A 22,190-nucleotide genomic window follows, 5' to 3' on the forward strand; every position below is an offset into this window, starting at 1 on the left:
GGAACTAACCGCACCTGAAATGATGAGGGGGAATCCCGTGCGTATCGCGAGATTCTCGGCCGGTGATGACGTAGGTTTCGGCTTGGTCGATACCGACGATGAGGGCAACCAGTTCGTCACCCGGATGAAGAGCCACCCGTTGGTGGGGCCGATCCAGCTCACCGGAGAACGCACCAAACTCGAAGACGTGCGGCTGCTCTCCCCGATCCTGCCCACCAAGATCGTGTGCATCGGCAAAAACTACGCCGACCACATCGCGGAGATGGGAGGCAGCGCTGAGGACGAACGGGACCCCAAGGAGCCGGTCGTCTTCCTCAAGCCCTCCACCGCCGTGGTCGGGCCCAACGACCCCGTCTTCCACCCGAAACTCTCCTCGCGGGTGGACTACGAGGGAGAACTGGCTGTGATCATCGGCCGGCTCTGCCGGGAGGTGCCGGCCGAACGCGCCAAGGACGTCATCTTCGGCTACACCATCGGCAACGACGTCACCGCCCGCGACCTGCAGCAGGCCGACCACCAGTGGACCCGCGCCAAGGGGTTCGACTCGTTCTGCCCGCTCGGACCGTGGATTGAGACCGGGCTCAGCGTTGAGGAAGCCTCGCAGCTGCGCATCACCACCACCGTGGACGGGGAGGTCCGCCAGGACGGCAACACCGGGCAGATGATCCACAGCATTCCCGAGATCATCTCCTACGTGAGCTCTTTCATGACGCTCCTGCCGGGGGATGTGATCCTCACCGGCACCCCCGCAGGGGTCGGACCGGTCCGGGTAGGCCAGCGGATGACCGTGGCGATCGACCGGATCGGGGAACTGAGCAACCCGGTGGTGGCCCGCGACTGAGCCGCTGCCGGCCCGCAGCACTGCGGGGAGGCGCACCGTCGTGCGGTGTGCAGGAAGCCCGCACCGACACACCGCATCCGCAGGAGCAGCCGGGGCCGCGCTGTCCGTGGATGCCCCTCGCCGCCGCAGGCCTCACACGCGTCGGACCCGTGGCCCCATCGTGCCTTGCGGAGGCACCCGTCTGGGCCACGGGTCCAGGGCGACGACGCCGACTAGCTGTAGGAGGCGCGGTAGGAAAGCCGCCGGAGCAGGACCTCCGCGGGACCGCGCTGGCCAGCCCGTTCCTGCAGGTAGGAGAGGAGCACCGTGACCAGCCACACCCCGGTGGCGAACAAGGCCATGGTGGCGCTGTGCAAGTGGGCGCCCAACCCCAGGCCCCAGGCCGTCAGGACGGGGGCGCAGAGCACCGACTGGGCGAGGTAGCACGACAGAGAGCGTTTGCCCACCGCGGTGAGAGCCGTGAGCACGGGGCCGCGGCTGGTGCGGCGGCTGAGACGGTGCGCGATGAGGCCGAACAGGGCGACGTAGCCTAGCCCGGTAGCGATCCCCGTCGTCGAAGCGATCGAGGCCACTGCGACGCTCTCCTCCGCAGACAGGGACAGGATGCCGACGTGGTCCAGAGCGTGCAGCAGTCCGGTGAGCCAGCCCAGCGGGATGCCCACGGCAGCGGTGATGCGCAGCAGGCGCAGGTGGTTGCCGGGCTCCTCCAGGATGCGGCGGCGGGCAGCCCAGAAGCCCAGCAGGATCGCGATCGGGACACTGATGGTCAGCAGTCCTTGGCCGACCACCAGGAAGGCCCAGACCTGGATCCGGAGCACCATGGAGGCGAGGTAGTTCTCTTCGGCGTTGAGCTCACTGGACGGGAACCACGAGGGGGAGCCGGACTCTGCGGGCTCTGCGGGCGCGGCGCCTTCCGGCGCGACGATGAAGGCCAGCACGGACAGCGCGGTCAAGGCCGCGAGGAGCCCGGTGAAGATGCCGGACCAGACGAGCAGGGTCCGGTCGGTGCGGCGGAGGAAGAGCCAGCCGAAGATGAGACCGGCGAAGCCGTAGGCGCCGAGGACGTCCCCCAGCCACAGCAGTGCGGCGTGGACGAAGCCGAACACCAGGAGCCACAGGTTGCGACGGCGTAGCAGGGCGCGTACGTCCCGCTCCGTAGCTCCAGCGGCCCGCTGCCGGAGCCACAGTTGCACCATGCCGTAGCCGAATAGGAAGGCGAATATGGGGTAGGTACGAGCGTCCACCGCGGTGATGAGCACGCCTTGCACGATCCGGTCGAGGAGCGAGCCGTCGGAGGGGTGGATGCTCAGCTCGCCGGGGCTCGCGGCCCACAGGTACCAGGTCGAGTTGGCGAGCACGATGAGCAGCAGCATGAAGCCGCGTGCCAGGTCGGGCGCCAAGGCGCGCTCCCCGGGGCGGACCGGGCCTCTCAGCGACGGGGGAGCAGGCTGGGCGGGAGCGGTCGACTCCCGGGGCTCGTGGGTACCCGCGTCGTCGGATGTCGGTGGTCCGGTGGGGTCGTGTCCGGTCATGATTCCCCTTCCCCCGTCGGTCAGACGGCAGCTATTGTCTCCGAGCTAAACGGACATAGCGGGCGCACGTTCAGAAATCCATTTTTATATAGATTGCGGCGGCGTGTCCCGGTCTAGGGAAGCCTTCGCGGAGGACAGCGGCCGCTTGGAGCGCTATCGATGCTGGTCACAGCGGTGCAGTGGGACGCTGGCGCAGTTCTGATTGCGGAGGAGAGAAAACAGGGAAACCGAGGAGAAAACGATTCTGTTGCGCCTGCGGATAACCGAGAGGCCGCAGCGTTTTCTTGATGTTTTCTGACAATTTCCGTTCCGGTGCCCCGCTGGCACCACGTGTCACCTACTCCGAGACAGGAGCGGTGGCCAACGACCGCGGCCGCGGCATCCCGACGCTGAGGACAGGCCCAGCCCTGGCTTGCGGGCCGCCGCACCGCCCGGAGGCGGGACACCGCGGGCAGTTCGTTGCATACCGGCGCGGGCGACGCCCCTCGATAGGCTGAACTCCGTGACTGACAAGGCTATTCGTACCCGCTTCGCGCCCTCTCCGACAGGGATGTTCCACGTGGGCGGCGCGCGTTCGGCGCTGTTCAACTGGGCGCTCGCCCTGCAGCAGCCGGAAGGCAAGTTCGTGCTCCGGATCGAGGACACCGACGCCGCGCGCAACCGCCCCGAATGGACCGAGGGCATCCTGCGCGCCCTGTCCGCGCTGGGAATCGACGAACGCGACCCGCACTTCGAAGGGCCCTACTTCCAGTCGGCCTACGCCGACAAGCACCGGGAGGTCGCAGAGGAGCTCTACCGCAAGGGCCGCGCCTACTACTGCGACTGCACCCGGGAACAGATCCAAGAGCGGCGGGGCAACCCCCACCTCGGCTACGACGGGTACTGCCGGGACCGAGGGCTGGAGCCGGGGCCGGGCCGGGCCCTGCGCTTCCGGGTACCCGAGGGCGGGCCCACCGTCGTGGACGACAAGATCCGCGGCCGGGTGGAGTTCGACCACAGCGCGATCGAAGACTTCGTGATCGCGCGCTCGGACGGCTCCCCGCTGTTCGTCCTGGCGAACGTGGTGGATGACGTGGAAATGGCCATCACCCACGTGGTCCGCGGCGAAGAGCACCTGTCCAACACGCCCAAGCAGCAACTGCTTTGGGAGGCGCTGGGCCAGACTCCGCCGGTCTGGGCCCACCTGCCGGTGATCGTCAACGAGAAACGGCAGAAGCTGTCGAAGCGCCGCGACAAGGTAGCGCTCGAGGACTACCTCGCCGAAGGCTACTTGCCCGAGGCGATGGTCAACTACTTGATGCTGCTGGGCTGGGGCCCGGGCGACGACCGGGAGATCATGCCGTTCTCCGAAATGGTGCCGCTGTTCCGGCTGGAGGACGTCAACAGTTCGAGCGCGTTCTTCGACGAGAAGAAGCTGCGCGCGTTCAACGGCGAGTACATCCGCGCGCTCGACACGACCGAGTTCGTGGAGCGGTGTGCGCCCTGGCTGGGATCGGAGAAGGCGCCCTGGCCGGCGGAGAACTTCGACGCCCAGGTGTTCGAGGCCGTGGCGCCGCTGGCGCAGACCCGGATCTCGGTCCTCAGCGAGATCGTCTCCTACGTGGACTTCCTCTTCCTGGACCGCCCCGTGGAGGACGAGAAGAGCTGGGCCAAGGCCATGAAGCCGGGGGTGGGTGAGGAGATGCTCACCGCGGCCTTGGAGCGGTTCTCCGACCCGAACCTGGAGTGGCGGGCCGAGCCGCTCAAGGCTGCCTTGGAGGAGGTTGCCGCGGCACAGGGGCTCAAGCTGGGCAAGGCCCAGGCGCCGGTCCGTGTCGCCGTCACTGGACGCACGGTGGGGCTCCCCCTGTTCGAGTCGCTGGAACTGCTGGGCCGGAGCCGGGTCCAGGAGCGTCTCCGCGCGGCGTTGGAGAAGCTCAAAGCTGCTGGTGAGTGAGCCCGGGGTGGGGCGGTGGAGCGCCGCCCCACCGGCTTTGCCGGGTATCCGTTCGCACCTGCGCAAAATGTTCGCTAGAGTTATGCATGGCCGCGGGGAGCGGATCCAAAGGAACCGGTCCCTCGTGAGCACTGGGGTATGGTGTAATTGGCAGCACGACTGATTCTGGTTCAGTTAGTCTAGGTTCGAGTCCTGGTACCCCAGCGGTGGTCCTCCTCGGAAGATTTTCCGCGTTGAACCTCCACCACGGCTTTGAGTTGTCCACGGCCCCCGTCGTCTAGCGGCCTAGGACGCCGCCCTCTCAAGGCGGTAACGCCGGTTCAAATCCGGTCGGGGGTACTCGACAGAAGAGACTCTCACGCGGAGTGGGAGTTTTTTTCTGCGATGGGGACCTCGAGTCCCGCGGAACACTGCCCCGGCAAGACCGACGGTGCCGTTCCAGGACGCTCTCAGCCCGCAGCCCCCGTCGTCTAGCGGCCTAGGACGCCGCCCTCTCAAGGCGGTAACGCCGGTTCAAATCCGGTCGGGGGTACCACACGGGGAAGCCCCGCCTCACGTGAGGCGGGGCTTCCCCGTTTTCTCCCTCCCTGCCTCTCAGGTGGCGCAGGAAGCCGCACCTGTGCCGCGCAGCCGGGTCTCGGGACGTGTGAGGGCGCGTCCACCGGGCACAGGCCCGAAGAGCGCAGCGCGACACTGGAGAGGGCACAGCCATGGGGAGACGAGTGTGGGCAGCAGCGGCCGTGCTCCTACTGGCCGCGGGATGCACCACGGATACGGGGCAGGCCCCAGGCCCTGCGACCCCGTCCGCCGCACAGTCCACGGAAGGCCACGCCAGCGTGGGGGAGGCGACCACGGTCGCCTCCGGGCTGCACGTGCCCTGGGCGGTGGCGTTCCTCCCCGACGGCGCGGCACTGGTTTCAGAGCGCGATTCGGGGCGCGTCCTCCGAGTTGCTCCGGACGGCGCCGTCGCCGAGGCGGGGACCGTACCGGGAGTCGTCCCGCAGGGGGAGGGCGGTCTGCTCGGGCTCGCGGTCTCCCCGGACTTCGCCACAGACTCGCTGGTCTACGCCTACCTCACCACCGAATCAGACAACCGGATCATCCGCATGCCCTACGACCCGGAACGCGGATTCGGCACGGCAGAGGTCGTCGTGGACGGTATCCCCAAAGCCGACCTGCACAACGGCGGGCGGATCGCGTTCGGCCCCGACGGGACGCTGTACGCGGGAACCGGTGACGCGGGCCGCCCCGAGCTGGCCCAGGACACGGACTCCCTGGCCGGGAAGATCCTGCGGATGACCCCGGACGGCGCGCCCGTTGCCGACGCCCCTTTCGGCAACCTCGTGCACAGCTACGGGCACCGCAATGTGCAAGGACTGGCCTGGGATGAGGACGGCACCCTGTACGCCACCGAGTTCGGGCAGAACACGGTCGACGAGGTGAACGTGATCGTCAAGGGCGGCAACTACGGGTGGCCGGAGGTGGAGGGGATCGGCGGTGCTCCCGAGTACACCGACCCGGTGGTCACCTGGAGCACCGAGGAGGCGTCCCCCAGCGGGGCAGCGATCGCGGGCGGGGCGCTCTGGGTGGCCGCACTGCGCGGCGAACGCCTGTGGCGGGTACCGCTCACCGGGGACGCCGCAGAGCCGGTCCGGGCCCCGGAAGCGCTCCTCGTCGGCGACTACGGCCGGCTGCGCGCGGTCGAAGCTGAACCGGGCGGGCAGGCGATCTGGGTGACGACCAGCAACCGGGACGGCCGGGGAGACCCGGACGCCGACGACGACCGGATCCTGCGCCTTCCGCTGGACACCGGGTCGTAGTCCTTGGCCGCGGCCGGTCCAGGCAACCCGGGTCAGGTGTGGCGCAGCGCTTCGCTGATCTTGTTTGCGGCCGCGAGTACAGCGGGGGCGTGCAGCCGGCCTGGGGAGCGGGTCAGCCGTTCCAGCGGACCGGAGACGGAGACCGCGGCGATGATGCGCCCGCTCGGCGCGAAGACCGGCGCGGACACGGAGGCGACCCCCGGCTCCCGTTCGCCTACACTCTCTGCCCACCGGCGGCGGCGCACCTGGGCCAGGGTCGCCGCGGTGAAGTGCGCGCCGCGCAGCGTGCGGCGGATCCGCTCAGAGTCCTCCCAGGCCAGCAGGACCTGGGCGGCTGAGCCCGCGGTCATGGGAAGCTCACTGCCCACCGGGACCGTGTCGCGCAGTCCGCTCATGCGTTCCGCGGCGGCCACGCACACCCGGACGTCCCCTTGACGGCGGTACAGTTGCGCGCTTTCCCCCGTGTGGTCGCGCAACTGGGCGAGGATCGGGGTGGCGACGGCCAGCAGCCGGTCCTCCCCGGTGGCGATGGACAACTCGGTGATCCGGGGCCCCAGGATGAAGCGCCCTTGGCTGTCCCGAGCGACCATGCGGTGTCGCTCCAAGGCGACCGCCAGCCGGTGCGCTGTAGGCCGTGACAGTCCCGTGAGCCGTACGAGCTGGGCGAGGGACGCGGGACCGGATTCCAGGGCGGTGAGGACGGACATGGTCTTGTCCAGCACACCTACCCCGCTGGATGGGCTAGAGTTGTCCATGGCTTGATATTGCCGTCTCGCTATTTGGAATGCAAATCCGCCAGCCCGTACGTGCGGACCGCGCGGGGAGGATGTCCGCGCCGGTCGCCGAGGGGATCGGCGTACGGCGGCGAGAACCCCACGACAATCATCGAGACGCGAGGAGGCGTCCATGGCCCGCACGATGGCCGAAAAAGTCTGGGAGGAGCACGTCGTCAGGCGAGCCGAGGGTGAACCCGACCTGCTCTACATCGACCTGCACCTCATCCACGAGGTGACCAGCCCTCAGGCGTTCGAAGGGCTCCGCCTGGCCAACCGGAAGCTGCGCCGCCCGGACCTCACCATCGCCACCGAGGACCACAACGTCCCCACCGAGAACATCTTCCTGCCGATCGCTGACCCGGTGTCGCGCACCCAGGTCGAAACCCTGCGCAAGAACGCCGCGGAGTTCGGGGTGCGCCTCCACCCGATGGGCGACATCGACCAGGGCATCGTGCACGTCATCGGCCCGCAGCTGGGCCTCACCCAGCCGGGGATGACCATCGTCTGCGGCGACAGCCACACCAGCACGCACGGCGCGTTCGGCGCGCTGGCCTTCGGCATCGGTACCAGCCAGGTCGAGCACGTCATGGCCACCCAGACGCTGCCGATGACGCCGTTCAAGACCATGGCGGTCAACGTCGAGGGCAAGCTCAAGCCGGGGGTGACCGCCAAGGACATCATCCTCGCCGTGATCGCTCAGATCGGCACCGGCGGCGGCCAGGGCCACGTGATCGAGTACCGGGGCGAGGCCATCCGGTCGCTGTCCATGGAAGCCCGCATGACCATCTGCAACATGTCGATCGAGGCGGGCGCCCGGGCCGGCATGATCGCCCCCGACCAGACCACTTTCGACTACCTCAAGGGCCGTCCGCACGCCCCCAAGGGCGAACTGTGGGACCAGGCCGTCGAATACTGGAAGACCCTGCCCACCGACGAAGGCGCAGTGTTCGACAAGGAGGTCTTCCTCAACGCCGACGAGCTCAGCCCGTTCGTCACCTGGGGCACCAACCCCGGACAGGGCGTCCCCCTGGACTCGGTCGTCCCCGACCCCGAGTCCTTCACCGACCCGGTCGAGCGTGCCGCCGCCGAGAAGGCCCTGGCCTACATGGACCTGAAGCCCGGCACCCGGATGCGGGACATCAAGATCGACACGGTCTTCCTGGGCTCCTGCACCAACGGTCGGATCGAGGACCTGCGCGCCGCCGCCGAGGTCCTCAAGGGCCGCAAGGTGGCCGACGGGGTGCGGATGCTGGTCGTCCCCGGCTCCCAGCGGGTCAAGCAGCAGGCCGCGGCCGAGGGCCTCGACGAGATCTTCAAGGCTGCTGGCGCCGAGTGGCGTGAAGCGGGATGCTCGATGTGCCTGGGCATGAACCCCGACACGCTCAAGCCCGGGGAGCGCAGCGCCTCCACCTCCAACCGCAACTTCGAGGGCCGGCAGGGCAAGGGCGGCCGCACCCACCTGGTGTCGCCGCTGGTCGCCGCCGCCACCGCGGTGCGCGGCACGCTGTCCTCTCCCGCCGACCTGTAGCCCGCCCGCGACTGTCGAGGAAACGTCACCATGGAGAAGTTCACTGTCCACACCGGCCGTGCGGTTCCGCTGCGCTACAGCAACGTGGACACCGACCAGATCATCCCCGCCGTCTACCTCAAGCGGGTGACCCGCACCGGGTTCGAAGACGGCCTGTTCGCCGCTTGGCGTACTGACCCCGACTTCGTCCTGAACAAGCCGGAGTACAAGGACGGCACCATCCTCATCGCCGGACCCGACTTCGGCACCGGCTCGTCGCGTGAGCACGCCGTGTGGGCGCTGCAGAACTACGGGTTCAAGGCCGTGCTCTCCTCACGGTTCGCCGACATCTTCCGCGGCAACTCCCTCAAAGGCGGTCTGCTGACCGTGGTGCTCCCGCAGCCGGTCATCGAGCAGTTGTGGGAGATGGTCGAGGCCGACCCCGCTACCGAGATCACCGTGGACCTGGTGAATCGCGAGGTGCGCGCCAAGGACATCGTCGAGCCGTTCGAACTGGACGACTACACCCGGTGGCGCCTCATGGAAGGGCTCGACGACATCGACCTGACCTTGCGTCACGTCGACGCGATCGCCGAGTACGAGAAGCGCCGCAAGCCATGGCTTCCGGTCACCCAATAGGACCTGATGCGACCGACGATGACCCGGAATTCGCGGCGGAGTGGGAATTTTACCGAGATTTGGCAAAGCGGCTTAAAGATGCCCATCGCAAAGCCAATGCTCTTCCGGAATCCGTCCGAATTCCGGTGATTCGTAAGCTTTTAATGGTGACAGAGCGGGTCAAAAGAGACCCAGTTCAAGCTTCAGAACGCCTAGATCGCATGCTGGCTGAGCTGGGTCAGACGGCGAAAGAAACCCCGACACGCTGATCAGATCGGCGTTGAGTGTTTGTACCCGGCCACGGTTTCCCCTAGTTTCAAGCGAGCAAGGGGGAACCGGAGGAACTATGAACAAACGTGATCTGATCGACGCAATCTCGGGGCGGTTGGGGGACAAGAAGACCGCCACCGAAGCCGTCAACGCCGTGCTGGAGACCATCCAGCAGACTGTCGCCAAGGGTGACAAGGTGGCCATCACCGGGTTCGGGGTCTTTGAGAAAGCCCAGCGGGCGGCCCGGACCGCGCGAAACCCTTCCACCGGCGCCACCATCCACGTTCCGGCGAGCTACGTTCCGAAGTTCCGTCCCGGAGCTGACTTCAAAGCCTTGGTGAACAACGGCAAGAAGTAACCACCACGACACTCGGCCACAGCCGTTGCCCGGGAGCCCGTCAAGGCCCCGGGCAGCGGCGTCTTTCTGCCCGGATCAGCCGCCGGTCCGCGCCAGACCCAGCGAGTCCAGCAGGGCAGCCGTGTGCGGGCCCACACCGAGCCGTGCCGCAGCCCACAGGTCCTCCGGAGTGTCCACGTCGTGCCGGACCGTGGGCACCCCCGCCAGTTCGAGCTCCACCGCACCGCTCTGCCGGTGCCGGAGCCGCGACCACCCCTCGAACGCGGGAGCGAACACCGCCCGCGGCAGAGCGCTGTACACCGTGGTCCCCACCCCGTGGGCGTCCGCGAGAAAAGCGTTGGGGTAGGTTGCCGCTGCGGCCAGCACCTGGGAGAGTTCCGCTGGGCGCAGTGCCGGAAGGTCAGCGGAGAGCGCGCACACCCCCGCGTCCGGATAGGCCAGGCGGGCCCGGGCCGCACCGTGCCGCAGCGCGGCGTTGAGCCCCGTGCCCGGCTCCCCGGTCACCACGTGCGCCCCGAACCGTTCCAGTGCCGCGGCTGCCGTGGCATCCTCGGTGACCACGAAGATCGCCGCCACTTCGGGGGTGGCCGTGACCGCGCGTACCGTGTCGCAGGCCACGGCCAAGGCCATCTCCGGTCGGCGTTCGCCGGCGAACTCGGCGAGTCGGGACTTGGCCATGGACAACCGCTTCACCGGTATCACCACCGACCAGCGCTGACGTGTGTCCACAGCGTCACCATCCCCCCGCCCGGTCGATCGGAACCGGTAGAAGAGAGTATGTCCCAGCCAGAAAACGGGGGAACGGGCCCTTCCCATAGCCCGGACAATGGAGTGCTGGAAGATGACGCGGACACCCGCGACGGGGCGGGCGCCCAACATCAACCGATCGGAGGAGTCCACATGAAACGCCGCGAGTCGCGCTGGCTGAAAGCGGTCGCCGTCACCGTCGTGCGCCCCCTCATCGCCGCGGTCACCAAACCCACCTGGCGCGGCCAAGAGCACATCCCCCGGGAAGGCGGGGTGATCATCGCGGCCAACCACCTGTCCGTGGCGGACCCGCTGACCGTGGCGCACTTCCTCTACGTGGCCGGGCGCCGCTGGCCGACGTTCACCGCGAAGGAAGGGGTCTTCCGCATCCCCATCGTGGGACCGGCGGTGCGCAAGCTCGGCCAGATCCCCGTGCACCGCGGCACCACTGACGCGGCTAAAGCACTGCACGAAGCGGAGGAGGCGCTCACCCAGCACGGTGCTGCGGTGATCTTCTACCCGGAAGGCACCTGCACCCGGGACCCCAACCTGTGGCCCATGGTCGCCAAGACCGGGGTGGCGCGGCTCGCGTTGCGTACCGGTGCCCCGGTGATCCCCGTCGCCCACTGGGGGGAGCAGCACCTCCTGCCCTACGGCACCGCAAAGCTGCGGCTCTTTCCCCGCACCCCCGTCGAAGTAGTGGCTGGGCCGCCGGTGGACTTGTCCCGCTACCGGGAGCAGCCGTTGACCGCGACCACGCTGCGTGAGGCGACCGCGGAGATCATGACCGCCATCACGCGGCTCCAGGCCGAGATCCGCGGCGAAGAGCCGCCGCTCGAACCGTACGATCCCAAGAAGGCGCGCGGACAGAACCTGGGACCCAACAACAGCGAGGGCGCGAAGTGACCAAAGTGGCGGTGCTCGGCAGCGGTTCGTGGGGAACAGCCTTCGCGAACGTGGTGGCCGATGCGGGAATCGCGGAGACAGTCCTGTGGGGCCGACGGCCCGAAATCGTCGAGGCGATCAACACGAAACACGAGAACCCCGACTACCTGCCAGGGATCACCCTCAACCCCCGGCTGACCGCTACGACCGACGTGGCCGAGGCGATGGCGGGCGCCGACTTCACGGTGATCGCCGTCCCGGCGCAGACGCTCCGCACGAACCTGGCCGCCTGGTCTGAGGCACTGGACCCCGGCACGGTTGTCGTCAGCCTGATGAAGGGGATCGAGGTCGGCACCTGCCTCCGGATGAGCGAAGTCATCGCGGAGGTGCTGGAACTCCCCGACCACCGCATCGCGGTGCTGTCCGGCCCCAACCTGGCGCGGGAGATCGCGGAACGGCAGCCCGCCACCGCCGTGGTCGCCTGCACGGACGAGCAGACTGCTGTCCGTTTGCAGCACCTGTGCAAGTCCCCCTACTTCCGCCCCTACACCAACACCGACGTCATCGGCGTGGAGCTGGGGGGAGCGGTCAAGAACGTCATTGCGCTGGCGGTGGGCGTGGCCGTGGGCATGGGTTTCGGGGACAACGCCAAGGCTGCGCTGATCACCCGGGGCCTGGCGGAGACGGTGCGGCTCGCGGTGGCGCTCGGCGCCGACGAGCACACGCTTGCCGGGCTGGCCGGCCTGGGGGACCTGGTGGCCACGTGCAGCTCTCCGCTGTCCCGCAACCGCACATTCGGGGAGAAGCTGGGCTCCGGGATGACCGTGGACGAGGTGATCGCGGAGACGAAGCAGACCGCGGAAGGCGTCAAGTCCTCCACGTCGATCCTGGAGCTGGCGCGCGCCCACGGCGTAGAGATGCCGATCACCGAGGCGGTGGTAGCGATGATGTACCACGGCCTGCCGCCCGCTGAGGCGCTGCTGGCGTTCATGTCCCGCAGCGCCAAACCGGAACGCTACGGGGTCTGAGCCGGGCATAGGCTGCACCTTCGCGGAGGCAGGCGGTGCCTGCGGTGCGGGGCTGCCGGGCTTCACGCAGGGCCGTGCCCGCGGCCTGTCCCCCTCCTCCCTGCAACCTTCGCTGTCGTTATCCGGTTTTATGTCATGGGGGCGTATTCGGGAGCAGCGTTCCAAGGAGGCGACATGGCACAGCACTACGGCGAACACACCAGGGCGGTCCGCGCGGCTGCCGCAGCCCCGGCACCGGGCACTCCGATGCGCATCCCGGTATACCGCGCCTCCACCTACGCTTTTGCGACCTCCCGCGACTATGCCGCGAGCCTGACCGGCGATGGGCAGTACGCCTATGCGCGCATCGACTCCCCCAACAGCGACGCGTTCGCCGCGGCAGTCGCCGCCCTCGAAGGAGCACACCTGGAGGGTGAAGTCCACGGGCAGGGGTTCGCCTCCGGCATGGCCGCGATCAGCATCACCCTGCTGGCCCTCACCCATGCCGGAGCCCACGTTGTAGCCTCCCGCGCCCTCTACGGCAACACCTACAAACTGCTGGACGTCGTGTTGCGCCGGTTCGGGGTGGCCGTGGACTTCGTGGACATCACCGATCCGGCCGCGGTGCGCGCTGCGTTCCGCCCCGAGACGGTGCTCGTCTACACCGAGACGCTGGCCAATCCGACCATGACCGTGTCGGACCTGCCCGTGCTCGCCGCGCTCGCCCACGAGGCGGGGGCGCTGCTCGTGGTGGACTCCACTTTCGCCTCCCCCGTGGTGTGCCGTCCCCTGGAGCACGGCGCCGACATCGTGCTGCATTCGGCCACCAAATACCTTGGCGGGCACTCGGACGCGACCGGGGGAGTGGCGGTGGGCCGCCCCGACCTGCTGGCCCGTATCCGTGAAGCCCGCATCGACTTGGGGCCGCACCTGGCCGCCGATGAGGCGTTCCTGCTCCACCGCGGTTTGGAGACCCTGCCGCTGCGCATGGCCCGCCAGTGCGCGACCGCAGCCGAGTTCGCCGCTGCTCTCGCCGAGCACCCGGCCGTGGCCCGCGTCGACCATCCGAGCCTGCCCACCCACCAGGGGCACGTACTGGCCCGGAAACTCTTCGACACCGGGCCTGAAGGCCCCCGCTACGGCGCGGTCGTCACGGTCACCCCGCGCGGGGGCCGGGAAGCGGGCATCGCGTTCGCGGACCGGCTCCGCCTGGCGACGATCGCCCCCTCCCTGGGCGGGACCCACACCGTCGTCAGCCACGTCGCCTCCACTACCCACCGGCAGATGAGCGACGAGGCCCTGCACGCAGCCGGGATCGACCCGGGAGCAGTGCGGTTCTCCATCGGCGTGGAAGACCCTGCCGACCTGATCGCCGATGCCCGGCAGGCCCTCGACGGACTGCCGGTCAAAAAGTGACAAATCCCGTGTTTCCGTGGGCCGCGACCATTGTCACGGGTGGGGTGGAGCGGGATAAGGTCAAGCATCATGGGTGAGCAGCGAAAGATCCGGGTTGCCGTCATCTTCGGCGGACGCAGTTCCGAACACGAGATCTCCTGCGTGACCGCGGGAAGCGTGATGTCCGCCATCGATACCGACCGCTACGACATCCTGCCCATCGGAATCACGCGGGACGGTGACTGGAGGCTGGTCACCGCGGATCCCAGCGAGTTGGCAATCGTTGACGGCAAGCTTCCGGCCGTGCCCGACAGCGGCGCGCGACTGGCCCTGGCCCTCGACACGCCCGGCGCTTTCCTGGAGGTCGCCCCGGACAGCCTGCCGCGGCTCGTCGGCCAGGTCGACGTGGTGCTGCCGCTGCTGCACGGCCCCTTCGGGGAGGACGGCACCATCCAAGGGCTGCTGGAACTCGCCGGAGTCCGCTACGTGGGTGCCGGAGTGTTCGCCAGCGCCGCTTCCATGGACAAGGTCTTCATGAAGGCGCTGCTCACCGCGCAGGGCCTGAAGACCGGCCCGTATCTTGCGGTCAGTGACCGGGCGTGGACCCGCCACCGCAAACGCGTGCTGGACAACATCGCCGCGCTCGGCGGGGTGGTGTTCGTCAAGCCTGCCCGCGCCGGGTCCAGCATCGGCATCAGCCGGGTGCCCGACGCCACCGACACCGCCGCGGTCACCGAAGCCATCGAGGCCGCACGCGCCCACGACCCGAAGGTCATCGTGGAAGCCGGGATCCAGGGCCGGGAGATCGAATGCGGCGTGTTGGAGAGCCTGGACGGCGGGGAGCCTGACGTGTCGCTGCCCGCGGAAATCCACGTGGCCGAGGGGTACGACTTCTACGACTTCGAGGCCAAGTACCTCTCCAACAGCGGTCTGAGCATCCCCGCGGACCTGCCTGACGAGGTGACCCAGCGGGTGCGGAAACTCGCCGCGGAAGCGTTCGACGCGCTGGGCTGCGAAGGACTGGCCCGCGTGGACTTCTTCTACGGCGACGACGGGGAGATCTACATCAACGAGATCAACACCATGCCGGGCTTCACGCCGGCTTCGGCGTTCCCGCAGATGTGGGCGGCGAGCGGTCTGGACTACCCGGCGCTGGTGGACCGGCTGATCCGCACCGCGCTCGTGCGTCGCACCGGCCTGCGTTAGTCCTGCCGCAGCGCAAAGAGCCCCGGGACACCGCTGTCGTGCCGCCGGGGCCCGCGCCTCACTCCGCCCTCACGGGCGGGAAACACCGTTCGGGTGGCGGGAAGGTTCCGTTTCCGCCTGCGGTGTGAGTGAGGGCGGAAGCAGACTGCGGGCCAGGATGGTGCCGCCCGCCGTGGCCGCCGGGAACACCAGGACTGCCACGAACGGGATGGACAGCAGCAGGAAGGCGGGCACAGCAAAACCGAGGGACAGCAGCCGGCGCCGCCGCAGTCCCGCGAACCGGTCCCGGAGCCGGACCAGGCCGCGCCGGTCGAACGCCGAGCCGATGAGTTCCGCGCCCAGCAGCCAGCCGCCGACCAGGGTGGAGAGCACCGGCACGACCGTCTGGCCCACGACGGGAATGAACCCGGCGAAGAACAGCGGGATCGCCGCGGCCACGGAGAGGGAGATCAGGGCCAGCGAGATCCGCAGCGCGCGCAGGAGTGACCGCAGCAGCGGTTCGTCTGGTGCCTTGGGGGCGTTGCCCAGCTCCTCCTCGACCTCTTCGGCGATCATGTCGTAGAGCGGGGAGCCGAGGGCGAGCGTGACCGTGGTGAACCCGATGACCATGAGCAGCACGGACGCGGCCACGACGACGATGCCGAGGATGACGCGCACCGTCGTGGCCCAGCCGGGCGCCCAGTCCGCGGCGAACGGTGTCATCCAGGTGGTGAGGTCGTCGAGGCGCACCAGCAGCGCGATCAGCGCGATGACGAACAGGATGGACGTGAGGAAAGGCGGCAGCGCTCCCAGGAAGAACAGTTTGGGCCGCCGCAGGATCATGCTGAACCCGCGGAGGAGCGTGCCGATGCCGGTGAAGATTTCGCGCAGCAGAGTCACGGGGCGACAATAACGGGGGACGACAGTTCAGCCACCAGCGGGGCTCGCAGACACCCATCAACCCCGGCACGGTGGGCATGACGGTCTCAACCGTAGCGGGACCGGCCTTGGGGTGCGAACCCTGTCCCCGCGGACCCGCCCGGCCGTACCGGGCAGCCCACCGCGGCCGCCCCGGGTCAGCGCACAGCCCGCAGTCCGCCGCGCGGCGGGTCGCCCAAGCCGTGGGCGTTGCGGTACCAGCCTTTCTCCGCCAGCAGTTCGTCGTGGGAGCCGCGCTGCACCACCCGGCCGTCGACGATCACATAGATCTCGTCCATCTCCTCCAGCCGCGCCAGGTCGTGGGTGATGAGGAGCGTGGCATAGCCCGCGGACGCCGCCAGCAGGTCGTCGAGGACCGCATCCCGGGTGTCCGGGTCCAGATGCGCGGTGGGCTCGTCCAGCACCAGGATGCGGGGCTGCGCCAGCAGTGCCCGGGCCAGGGCCAGCCGCTGCCGCATGCCCCCGCTGAGCCGGGCCCCGTGCGCGCCGACCTCGGTGTCCAACCCGTCAGGCATGGTCGCGCGGATGTCGTCGGCCAGCCGGGCCCGCTCAAGGGCCGCCCACAGTTCCGCATCGTCCGCGCCGGGCCGGGCCAACCGCAGGTTCTCGCGCAGCGTGCTCGCGAAAATGTGCGGGTCCTGGGGCACCCCGCTGATGAGGCGGCGCACCTCGTCCACGGGGTAGTCGGTGATGTCGGCACCGTCGAGGGTCACCGTGCCCGCATCCGGGTCGCGGAACCGGAACAGCACCGAAGCCAGAGTGCTCTTTCCTGATCCGCTCGGCCCCAGCACCGCGATCCGCTTGCCCGGAGCAAGGTCGAGGTCCACGCCGTCCAGTGCCCACGGCTCGTCGGGACCGTAGCGGACGCGCAGGTCCCGCACCCGGAGGGTGGCCGCCTGGTCGGGCAGCCCAGACTGTTCGGGAGCGGCCGCGGCTTTCACTTCGGGTTCGGTGTCGAGCACGTCGAACAGGCGGGCGCCTGCCGTGCGGATCGCCTCGAGTTTCGCGGCGACTGCGGGCAGGGGCGCGACGATTTCGAAAGCAGCCAGCGCGGTCAGCACCACGACCGCGAACGCGATCGCGTCCAGGGTGCCTCCCGCGACCGCTGCGACGCCCAGCAGCAGAGTGGCCCACACTGTCAGCCCTGCCACGAGCGCGCTGGCACCCGTGCCGAGGCCCAGCACCGCGGCGTCCCGCCGCGCCAGGCGGGTGAGTTCGGCGTCGGCCCGCTCCACGCGGCGCACCGCCTGCTCCATAGCCCCATAGGCCACCAGGTCCGGGGCCCCGTAGAGCGTGTCGACGAGGGCGCTGGAGAGTTCTCCCCGCGCTGCGGCCTGGTGGCGCCCCGACGTGCGGCCCAGCGCGGCCGCGAACAGCGGCACCGCCAGCCCGCCGAGGAGCAGCCCGGCAGCGAGCAGCAGTCCGCCGGGCACGAACAGCACAGTGCTCAACAGGACGACTGCGCTGCCGACGGCGAGGGCGGACAGCGGCGGGGTGAGGCCGCGCACCAGCAGGTCCTGGGTGGCGTCGGTGTCGTTGACGAGCCGCGACACCAGGTCACCGGAGCGGAAGCGGCGCACGGGTTCGCTGCGGGCCAGCCGCTCGTAGACCCGCACACGCACCTCGGCGAGCGTGCGGAACGCCGCATCGTGGGTGACGAGGCGTTCCAAGTAGCGGGCCACCCCCCGGGTCACGCCCAGGGCCCGGGTGGCGACCACGGCGACCCCGAGCGCGGTGATCGGCGGGTGCGTGGCCGCGGTGGCCAGCAGCCACGCGGACACGCTCAACAGGCCGACGCCCGCACCGGTGGCCAGCGCCCCCAGCAGCACTCCCAGCACGAACCGGGTGGTGCGCGGGCGGGCCAGCGCGATCATCCGCAGCAGTGGCCGACAGGCAGGTTTCGGTGCGGGAAGGTTCATAGTGGGGCTCCGATCCGACCGCCAGCAAGGTGCACGGTCTCGTCCACCAGTTCCGACCATCCGGTGTCGTGCGCGACGATGACTCCGGTGCGGCCCTCCAGGAGGCGGGCGACCGCGCGGCGGACCGCAGCGGCATGGTCCGGGTCGAGGTGGGCGGTGGGCTCGTCCAGCAGCACGATCGGCGCGTCGCGCAGGAAAGCGCGGGCCAAGGCGATCCGCTGGCGTTGTCCCGCGGACAGGCGCGTGCCACGCTCTCCGAGCCGGGTGCCGTAGCCCAACGGCAAGGTGGAGATGAAGTCGTGTGCTTCCGCGAGTTCCGCGGCGCGCCGCACTTCGGCGACGCTCGCCTCGGGTTTGCCGAGCCGGATGTTCTCGAGGACCGTGGTGTCGAACAGGTAGGGGTGCTGGGGCACCCAGGCGATGAGCTGCCGCCACAGGTCGGCGGGGATGTGGCTGAGCGGCGCACTCCCCGTCCCGCCGGGGCGTTCCACGAGGATGGCGCCTTCCGTGGGTTCGACGAAGCGGAGCAGCAGCGCCAGCAGGGAGCTCTTCCCGGACCCGCTGGGACCGGTGAGCAGGAGCCGCTGCCCGGGGCGGATGACCAGGGAGACCTGGGAGAGCGCGGGCAGGTTGCGCCCCGGGTAGGTGAGGGAGACGTTGGCGAACCGGATCTGCGGGGCGGTGCAGCCGTTGTCGAGGCAGGGGCGCACCAGGGCGCGGGAGGCGGTTTCCCGGGCCGGGGCGGAGTCCGCTTCGGGTTGCGTCCTGGCCTGGTCGGCGCGTTCGTCCAGCACGGCGAAGACCTGTTCCGCCGCGGCCACCCCTTCCATGCTGGCGTGGAAGCGGGCCCCCACTTCCCGCAGCGGCAGGTACGCCTCGGGGGCGAGGATGAGGACGAGCAGCGCGGTCTGGTAGTCGAGCAGCCCGTACATGAGACGCAGGCCGATCTCCACGGCCACCAGGGCGACCGCGATCGTGGACAGCAGTTCCAAGACCAGCGCGGACAGGAACGCGATCCGCAGGGTGCCCATCGTGGCGTGCCGGTGCTCGTCGGTGATCCGGCGGATGATCGCGGCCTGGGCTTTGGCGCGCCGGAACACGGCGAGAGTGGGCAGCCCTTCGACCACGTCGAGGAAGTGGCCGCCCAAGCGGTTGAGGAGCCGCCACTGGCGCTGGGTGCGGGCCTGGGTGTGCCAGCCGACCAGCGCCATGAAGATCGGGATGAGGGGCAGGGTGAGGGCGATGACGAGCGCGGAGATCCAGTCGGCTTGGGCGACGACGGCGAGGACAGCGAGGGGGACGAGGACCGCGAGCACCAGTTGGGGAAGGTACCGGGCGAAGTAGTCGTCCAGTGCATCGAGGCCACGGGTGGCGAGTGTGGCCAGTTCCCCGGCCCGCGGGGTGCCCGTCCCCTCGCCGTCGGCGGGACCGCTGGCCCCTGACAACCAGACCGGTCCCGGTGCCGGCCCTCCCCGGGGCGGTTCGGGAGAGCCGGGGACCGCGACGCCGGTGACGTGGGCGATGAGGCGTCGGCGGAGCTGGGATTTGGCGCGGGCCGCCGAGTGCAGGGCGGCGGCTTCGGTGCCGTAGGACACCGCTGCCCTGCCCAGGGCGATCGCGGCGACGGCAGCGATCGCCCAGGACAGTTCGGTGAGCCCCTCGCCCGCGGCCGCGCCGGAGATGACACGGGCGATCAGCCAGGCTTGGGCGAGGACGAGCCCGGTCGTGGCGACCCCGCACAGCACGGTGACGGCGAGGTGGACCCGGACCGCGCTAGCGGTGCGCACCAGCCGAGGGTCGAGGGGTTTCATACAGCGGCTTCCTCACGGAGTGATCAGGCGTCGCCGGGGCGTCCGGCGGGGACAAGGGTCGGCTCAATGTGTTCCCGGGTGATGCGCTTGCGGAACACCCAGTAGCTCCAGCTCTGGTAGCCGAGCACCACGGGGAGGAAGATCACCGCCACCCAGGTCATGACGGACAGCGTGTAGTCGGCCGACGCCGCGTTCTCCACGGTCAGGCTGTACGCCGGGTTGGTGGTGGAGGGCAGCACGTTCGGGAACAGCGAGCCGAACAGCACTACCGTAGCGACGGCGATGGTGGTGGCGGTTGCGGTGAACGACCAGCCTTCCCGGCCCCGCAGGGCGAGCGCCACGGCCGCAACCAGGGTGAGAGCGGCGATAGCGACGAGCGGGAGCGTCCACGTCGTCCCGTAGGAGACCTGGGTCCACAGCAGGAATCCGGCCGCAGCGGGCACCGCGACCAGCGCGATCATCGGCACGGCGCGGCGCGCCTGGAGCCGCACTTCACCGCCGGTCTTGAGGCTGAGGAACATGGCGCCGTGCAGGGTGAACAGGGACAGCGTGGTCAGTCCGCCGAGCAGCGCGTACGGGTTGAGCAGGTCGAGCAGGTTGGCGGTGACGATGTGGTCGGCGTCCATCGGCACACCGCGCACGATGTTGGCGAAGGCCACCCCCCACAGCAGGGCGGGGATGGCGCTGCCCCAGAAGATCGCCTGGTCCCAGCGGGCCCGCCACTGCACGCTGTCGACCTTGCCGCGGTATTCGAAGGCCACGCCGCGGACGATCAGGGCGAGGAGCACGAGGAACAGGGGCAGGTAGAAGCCGCTGAACAGGGAGGCGTACCAGGCGGGGAAGGCGGCGAACATCGCGCCTCCCGCGGTGAGGACCCACACCTCGTTGCCGTCCCACACCGGGCCGATCGCGTTGATCATGACGCGGCGGTCGGTGTTGGTCTTGCCGAGGAAGGGCAGCAGGATGCCGACGCCGAAGTCGAATCCTTCGAGGACGAAGTAGCCGATCCACAGCACCGCGATGGCGGCGAACCAGAGAGTTGGAAGATCCATGCCGGGCTCCTAGTAGACGAACGCGGGGACAGGGGCGTCGCGGTCTTCATCCGAGTCGTCGTCCTGCGGGGGCACCACGTGGGTGGGCCCTGCCTTGACGTAGCGCCACAGCAGCCCGGCCTCGATGACGGCGAGCACGCCGTAGACGAGCGTGAACAGGGCCAGGGAGAGCGCCACCTCGGTCAAGGAGACACCGGGTGAGACGCTGGCCGCGGTGAGGAGCTCCCCGACGACGGTCCACGGCTGGCGGCCCATCTCGGTGAGGATCCAGCCGCAGATGTTGGCGGCGAGAGCCGCGGGCAGGCCGAGGATGGCGGCCCAGTACATCCAGCGGTGCTTGGGCAGCCGGCCGCGGCGGGTGAGCCACAGGCCGATGAAGCCTACGGCGACTCCGGCCAGGCCGAAGCCCATCATGAGCCGGAACGACCAGTAGATGACCGGGACGTTCGGCACGTACGATCCGGGACCGAACTGGGCTTCGTAGCGTTCCTGCACGTCGTTGATGCCCTGGACGTTGCCGTCGAGGCTGTTGGTGGCGAGGATGCTCAGCAGGTGCGGGATCTGGATGTTGATGTGGTTGCGTCCGTCGACGACGTCGCCGACCGCGAAGATCGAGAAGCCCGCGCCGTCTTCGTCTTCCCACAGCGCTTCCGCGCTGGCCAGCTTCATGGGTTCGTCTTGTGCCATGAGCTGAGCCTGGTGGTGGCCGGAGAAGGCGACGAGGATGCCCGCGAGAGCGGTGACGGCCAGGCCGGCGCGCAGGGTCTTGCGGAACAGTCCGTGTTCGCTGGGGTGCGGGGCCTGTCCGGGGGTGCCGGTGTCACCGTGGAAGCGGGCGCGCATGAGTTTGAAGGCGCTGACCGCGACCACGAACAGGCCTGCGGCGATGAACGACCCGGCGACGGTGTGGAGGTAGGTGGACCAGGCCTGGTCGTTGGCGAGCACCGCCCAGATGTCGGTGAGTTCCGCGCGTCCGGTTTCGGGGTTGACCTGGTAGCCCACCGGGTGCCGCATCCAGGCGTTGGCGGCGAGGATGAAGTAGGCGGACAGGTTGGTGCCGATGGCCGCTGCCCAGATGGTGGCGAGGTGGATCTTGCGGGGCAGCTTGTCCCAGCCGAAGATCCACAGGCCGATGAAGGTGGACTCCAGGAAGAAGGCGAGGAGGGCTTCCATCGCCAGCGGGGCGCCGAACACGTCACCGACGAATCGGGAGTATTCGCTCCAGTTCATGCCGAACTGGAACTCTTGGACGATGCCGGTGACCACGCCCATGGCGAAGTTGATGAGGAAGAGCTTCCCGAAGAATTTGGTCGCCTGCAGGTATTCGTGCTTGCCGGTGCGGTACCAGGCCGTCTGCAGGCTGGCGACGATGACGGAGAGTCCGATCGTCAGCGGGACGAATAGGAAGTGGTAGACGGTGGTGATGCCGAATTGCCACCGAGCAAGGTCTAGTGCGTCCATACCGCCTCTCCGAAAGCCGGAACGGCCCCGTGGCCCGTACTACCTCGCAGTCTACTACTACAAGTTGTAGTTCTACGATGTGTAGTAGATCGCAAAACCCTGCAACGACCGGGGAAAACAGCAATCCGGCC

General features: G+C 69.1%; 18 protein-coding genes and 3 tRNA genes. 13 read left to right on the plus strand and 8 right to left on the minus strand.

The genetic code is table 11. The features are described 5' to 3' along the window. The first annotated feature begins 37 nt into the window (after positions 1-37). Positions 38-841 (plus strand): fumarylacetoacetate hydrolase family protein, encoded by an 804-nt coding sequence (locus TFU_RS03100; RefSeq protein WP_011291068.1) that lies wholly within the window; start codon positions 38-40, stop codon positions 839-841. Positions 842-1,053: 212 nt separating this feature from the next. Here TFU_RS03100 and TFU_RS03105 read toward each other — a convergent pair whose 3' ends face one another. Beyond that, positions 1,054-2,373 carry a DUF418 domain-containing protein gene (locus TFU_RS03105; protein WP_011291069.1) on the minus strand — a complete coding sequence of 440 codons (1,320 nt, stop codon included), beginning with the start codon at positions 2,371-2,373 and terminating at the stop codon, positions 1,054-1,056. A 502-nt stretch (positions 2,374-2,875) separates the two neighbouring features. Between TFU_RS03105 and gltX the strand changes: the two genes are divergently transcribed. The 5 genes from gltX to TFU_RS03130 all read left to right on the plus strand — a co-directional run bounded on the left by gltX (position 2,876) and on the right by TFU_RS03130 (position 6,129). Further along, positions 2,876-4,309, plus strand: coding sequence for a glutamate--tRNA ligase (gene gltX / locus TFU_RS03110; protein ID WP_011291070.1), 1,434 nt, complete (start codon positions 2,876-2,878; stop codon positions 4,307-4,309). A 132-nt stretch (positions 4,310-4,441) separates the two neighbouring features. After that, a tRNA-Gln gene (locus TFU_RS03115) sits at positions 4,442-4,513 on the plus strand. A 62-nt stretch (positions 4,514-4,575) separates the two neighbouring features. Continuing rightward, positions 4,576-4,648 (plus strand) — tRNA-Glu (locus TFU_RS03120). A 120-nt stretch (positions 4,649-4,768) separates the two neighbouring features. After that, positions 4,769-4,844: transfer RNA gene (locus tag TFU_RS03125), tRNA-Glu, on the plus strand. A 175-nt stretch (positions 4,845-5,019) separates the two neighbouring features. Continuing rightward, a complete protein-coding gene (locus tag TFU_RS03130; protein WP_011291071.1) occupies positions 5,020-6,129 on the plus strand; it encodes a PQQ-dependent sugar dehydrogenase in 1,110 nt (369 codons plus the stop codon). Between the two features lie 32 nt (positions 6,130-6,161). On the opposite strand, the gene TFU_RS03135 is transcribed toward TFU_RS03130, so the two are convergent. Continuing rightward, positions 6,162-6,836, minus strand: a complete 675-nt coding sequence (locus TFU_RS03135) for an IclR family transcriptional regulator (protein ID WP_038043346.1) — start codon at positions 6,834-6,836, stop codon at positions 6,162-6,164. Positions 6,837-7,035: 199 nt separating this feature from the next. Here TFU_RS03135 and leuC point away from each other — a divergent pair, with 199 nt between their 5' ends. From leuC to TFU_RS03150, 3 genes are all read left to right on the plus strand, one after another. After that, on the plus strand, positions 7,036-8,433 hold the full coding sequence (gene leuC, locus TFU_RS03140) for a 3-isopropylmalate dehydratase large subunit (RefSeq protein WP_011291073.1): 1,398 nt from the start codon (positions 7,036-7,038) through the stop codon (positions 8,431-8,433). Between the two features lie 30 nt (positions 8,434-8,463). After that, on the plus strand, positions 8,464-9,051 hold the full coding sequence (gene leuD / locus TFU_RS03145; protein WP_011291074.1) for a 3-isopropylmalate dehydratase small subunit: 588 nt from the start codon (positions 8,464-8,466) through the stop codon (positions 9,049-9,051). Between the two features lie 325 nt (positions 9,052-9,376). Further along, complete coding sequence (locus tag TFU_RS03150; RefSeq protein ID WP_011291075.1) at positions 9,377-9,658, plus strand: HU family DNA-binding protein; 282 nt, start codon at positions 9,377-9,379, stop codon at positions 9,656-9,658. Positions 9,659-9,733: 75 nt separating this feature from the next. On the opposite strand, the gene cofC is transcribed toward TFU_RS03150, so the two are convergent. Next, positions 9,734-10,387 (minus strand): 2-phospho-L-lactate guanylyltransferase, encoded by a 654-nt coding sequence (gene cofC, locus TFU_RS03155; RefSeq protein ID WP_081430389.1) that lies wholly within the window; start codon positions 10,385-10,387, stop codon positions 9,734-9,736. Between the two features lie 171 nt (positions 10,388-10,558). On the opposite strand from cofC, the gene TFU_RS03160 reads away from it, so the two are divergent. The 4 genes from TFU_RS03160 (at position 10,559) to TFU_RS03175 (ending at position 14,898) form a co-directional block, all read left to right on the plus strand. After that, complete coding sequence (locus TFU_RS03160; RefSeq protein ID WP_011291077.1) at positions 10,559-11,311, plus strand: lysophospholipid acyltransferase family protein; 753 nt, start codon at positions 10,559-10,561, stop codon at positions 11,309-11,311. Next, positions 11,308-12,318 carry an NAD(P)H-dependent glycerol-3-phosphate dehydrogenase gene (locus TFU_RS03165; protein ID WP_011291078.1) on the plus strand — a complete coding sequence of 337 codons (1,011 nt, stop codon included), beginning with the start codon at positions 11,308-11,310 and terminating at the stop codon, positions 12,316-12,318. Before TFU_RS03160 ends, TFU_RS03165 begins: the two co-directional genes overlap by 4 nt. A 174-nt stretch (positions 12,319-12,492) precedes the next feature. Further along, complete coding sequence (locus TFU_RS03170) at positions 12,493-13,713, plus strand: trans-sulfuration enzyme family protein (protein WP_011291079.1); 1,221 nt, start codon at positions 12,493-12,495, stop codon at positions 13,711-13,713. Between the two features lie 69 nt (positions 13,714-13,782). Continuing rightward, a complete protein-coding gene (locus tag TFU_RS03175; protein ID WP_011291080.1) occupies positions 13,783-14,898 on the plus strand; it encodes a D-alanine--D-alanine ligase family protein in 1,116 nt (371 codons plus the stop codon). A gap of 69 nt (positions 14,899-14,967) precedes the next feature. Here the strand turns inward: TFU_RS03175 and TFU_RS03180 are convergent, their stop codons facing one another. From TFU_RS03180 to TFU_RS03200, 5 genes are all read right to left on the minus strand, one after another. After that, entirely contained in the window at positions 14,968-15,777 is an 810-nt protein-coding gene (locus tag TFU_RS03180) for an EI24 domain-containing protein (RefSeq protein WP_011291081.1), read from the minus strand. Between the two features lie 176 nt (positions 15,778-15,953). Next, the gene (gene cydC / locus TFU_RS03185) at positions 15,954-17,735 is read right to left on the minus strand and encodes a thiol reductant ABC exporter subunit CydC (protein WP_011291082.1); all 1,782 of its coding nucleotides are present in this window, start codon (positions 17,733-17,735) and stop codon (positions 15,954-15,956) included. Next, positions 17,732-19,546 (minus strand): thiol reductant ABC exporter subunit CydD, encoded by a 1,815-nt coding sequence (gene cydD, locus TFU_RS03190; protein ID WP_011291083.1) that lies wholly within the window; start codon positions 19,544-19,546, stop codon positions 17,732-17,734. Before cydD ends, cydC begins: the two co-directional genes overlap by 4 nt. Positions 19,547-19,569: 23 nt before the next feature. Next, the gene (cydB, locus tag TFU_RS03195) at positions 19,570-20,598 is read right to left on the minus strand and encodes a cytochrome d ubiquinol oxidase subunit II (protein ID WP_011291084.1); all 1,029 of its coding nucleotides are present in this window, start codon (positions 20,596-20,598) and stop codon (positions 19,570-19,572) included. A gap of 9 nt (positions 20,599-20,607) precedes the next feature. After that, positions 20,608-22,059 (minus strand): cytochrome ubiquinol oxidase subunit I, encoded by a 1,452-nt coding sequence (locus TFU_RS03200; protein WP_011291085.1) that lies wholly within the window; start codon positions 22,057-22,059, stop codon positions 20,608-20,610. Positions 22,060-22,190: the final 131 nt, after the last annotated feature.

Origin of the sequence: Thermobifida fusca YX (assembly GCF_000012405.1) — a bacterium.
GTDB classification, from domain to species: domain Bacteria; phylum Actinomycetota; class Actinomycetes; order Streptosporangiales; family Streptosporangiaceae; genus Thermobifida; species Thermobifida fusca.

What these genes read in the sequence shown, in the direction of transcription:
- TFU_RS03105 (WP_011291069.1), bottom strand. Translation starts at nt 2,373, where the DNA reads ATGACCGGACACGACCCCACCGGACCACCGACATCCGACGACGCGGGT.
- TFU_RS03130 (WP_011291071.1), top strand. Translation starts at nt 5,020, where the DNA reads ATGGGGAGACGAGTGTGGGCAGCAGCGGCCGTGCTCCTACTGGCCGCG.
- TFU_RS03135 (WP_038043346.1), bottom strand. Translation starts at nt 6,836, where the DNA reads ATGTCCGTCCTCACCGCCCTGGAATCCGGTCCCGCGTCCCTCGCCCAG.
- leuC (WP_011291073.1), top strand. Translation starts at nt 7,036, where the DNA reads ATGGCCCGCACGATGGCCGAAAAAGTCTGGGAGGAGCACGTCGTCAGG.
- leuD (WP_011291074.1), top strand. Translation starts at nt 8,464, where the DNA reads ATGGAGAAGTTCACTGTCCACACCGGCCGTGCGGTTCCGCTGCGCTAC.
- TFU_RS03150 (WP_011291075.1), top strand. Translation starts at nt 9,377, where the DNA reads ATGAACAAACGTGATCTGATCGACGCAATCTCGGGGCGGTTGGGGGAC.
- TFU_RS03160 (WP_011291077.1), top strand. Translation starts at nt 10,559, where the DNA reads ATGAAACGCCGCGAGTCGCGCTGGCTGAAAGCGGTCGCCGTCACCGTC.
- TFU_RS03170 (WP_011291079.1), top strand. Translation starts at nt 12,493, where the DNA reads ATGGCACAGCACTACGGCGAACACACCAGGGCGGTCCGCGCGGCTGCC.
- TFU_RS03175 (WP_011291080.1), top strand. Translation starts at nt 13,783, where the DNA reads ATGGGTGAGCAGCGAAAGATCCGGGTTGCCGTCATCTTCGGCGGACGC.
- cydC (WP_011291082.1), bottom strand. Translation starts at nt 17,735, where the DNA reads ATGAACCTTCCCGCACCGAAACCTGCCTGTCGGCCACTGCTGCGGATG.
- cydD (WP_011291083.1), bottom strand. Translation starts at nt 19,546, where the DNA reads ATGAAACCCCTCGACCCTCGGCTGGTGCGCACCGCTAGCGCGGTCCGG.
- cydB (WP_011291084.1), bottom strand. Translation starts at nt 20,598, where the DNA reads ATGGATCTTCCAACTCTCTGGTTCGCCGCCATCGCGGTGCTGTGGATC.
- TFU_RS03200 (WP_011291085.1), bottom strand. Translation starts at nt 22,059, where the DNA reads ATGGACGCACTAGACCTTGCTCGGTGGCAATTCGGCATCACCACCGTC.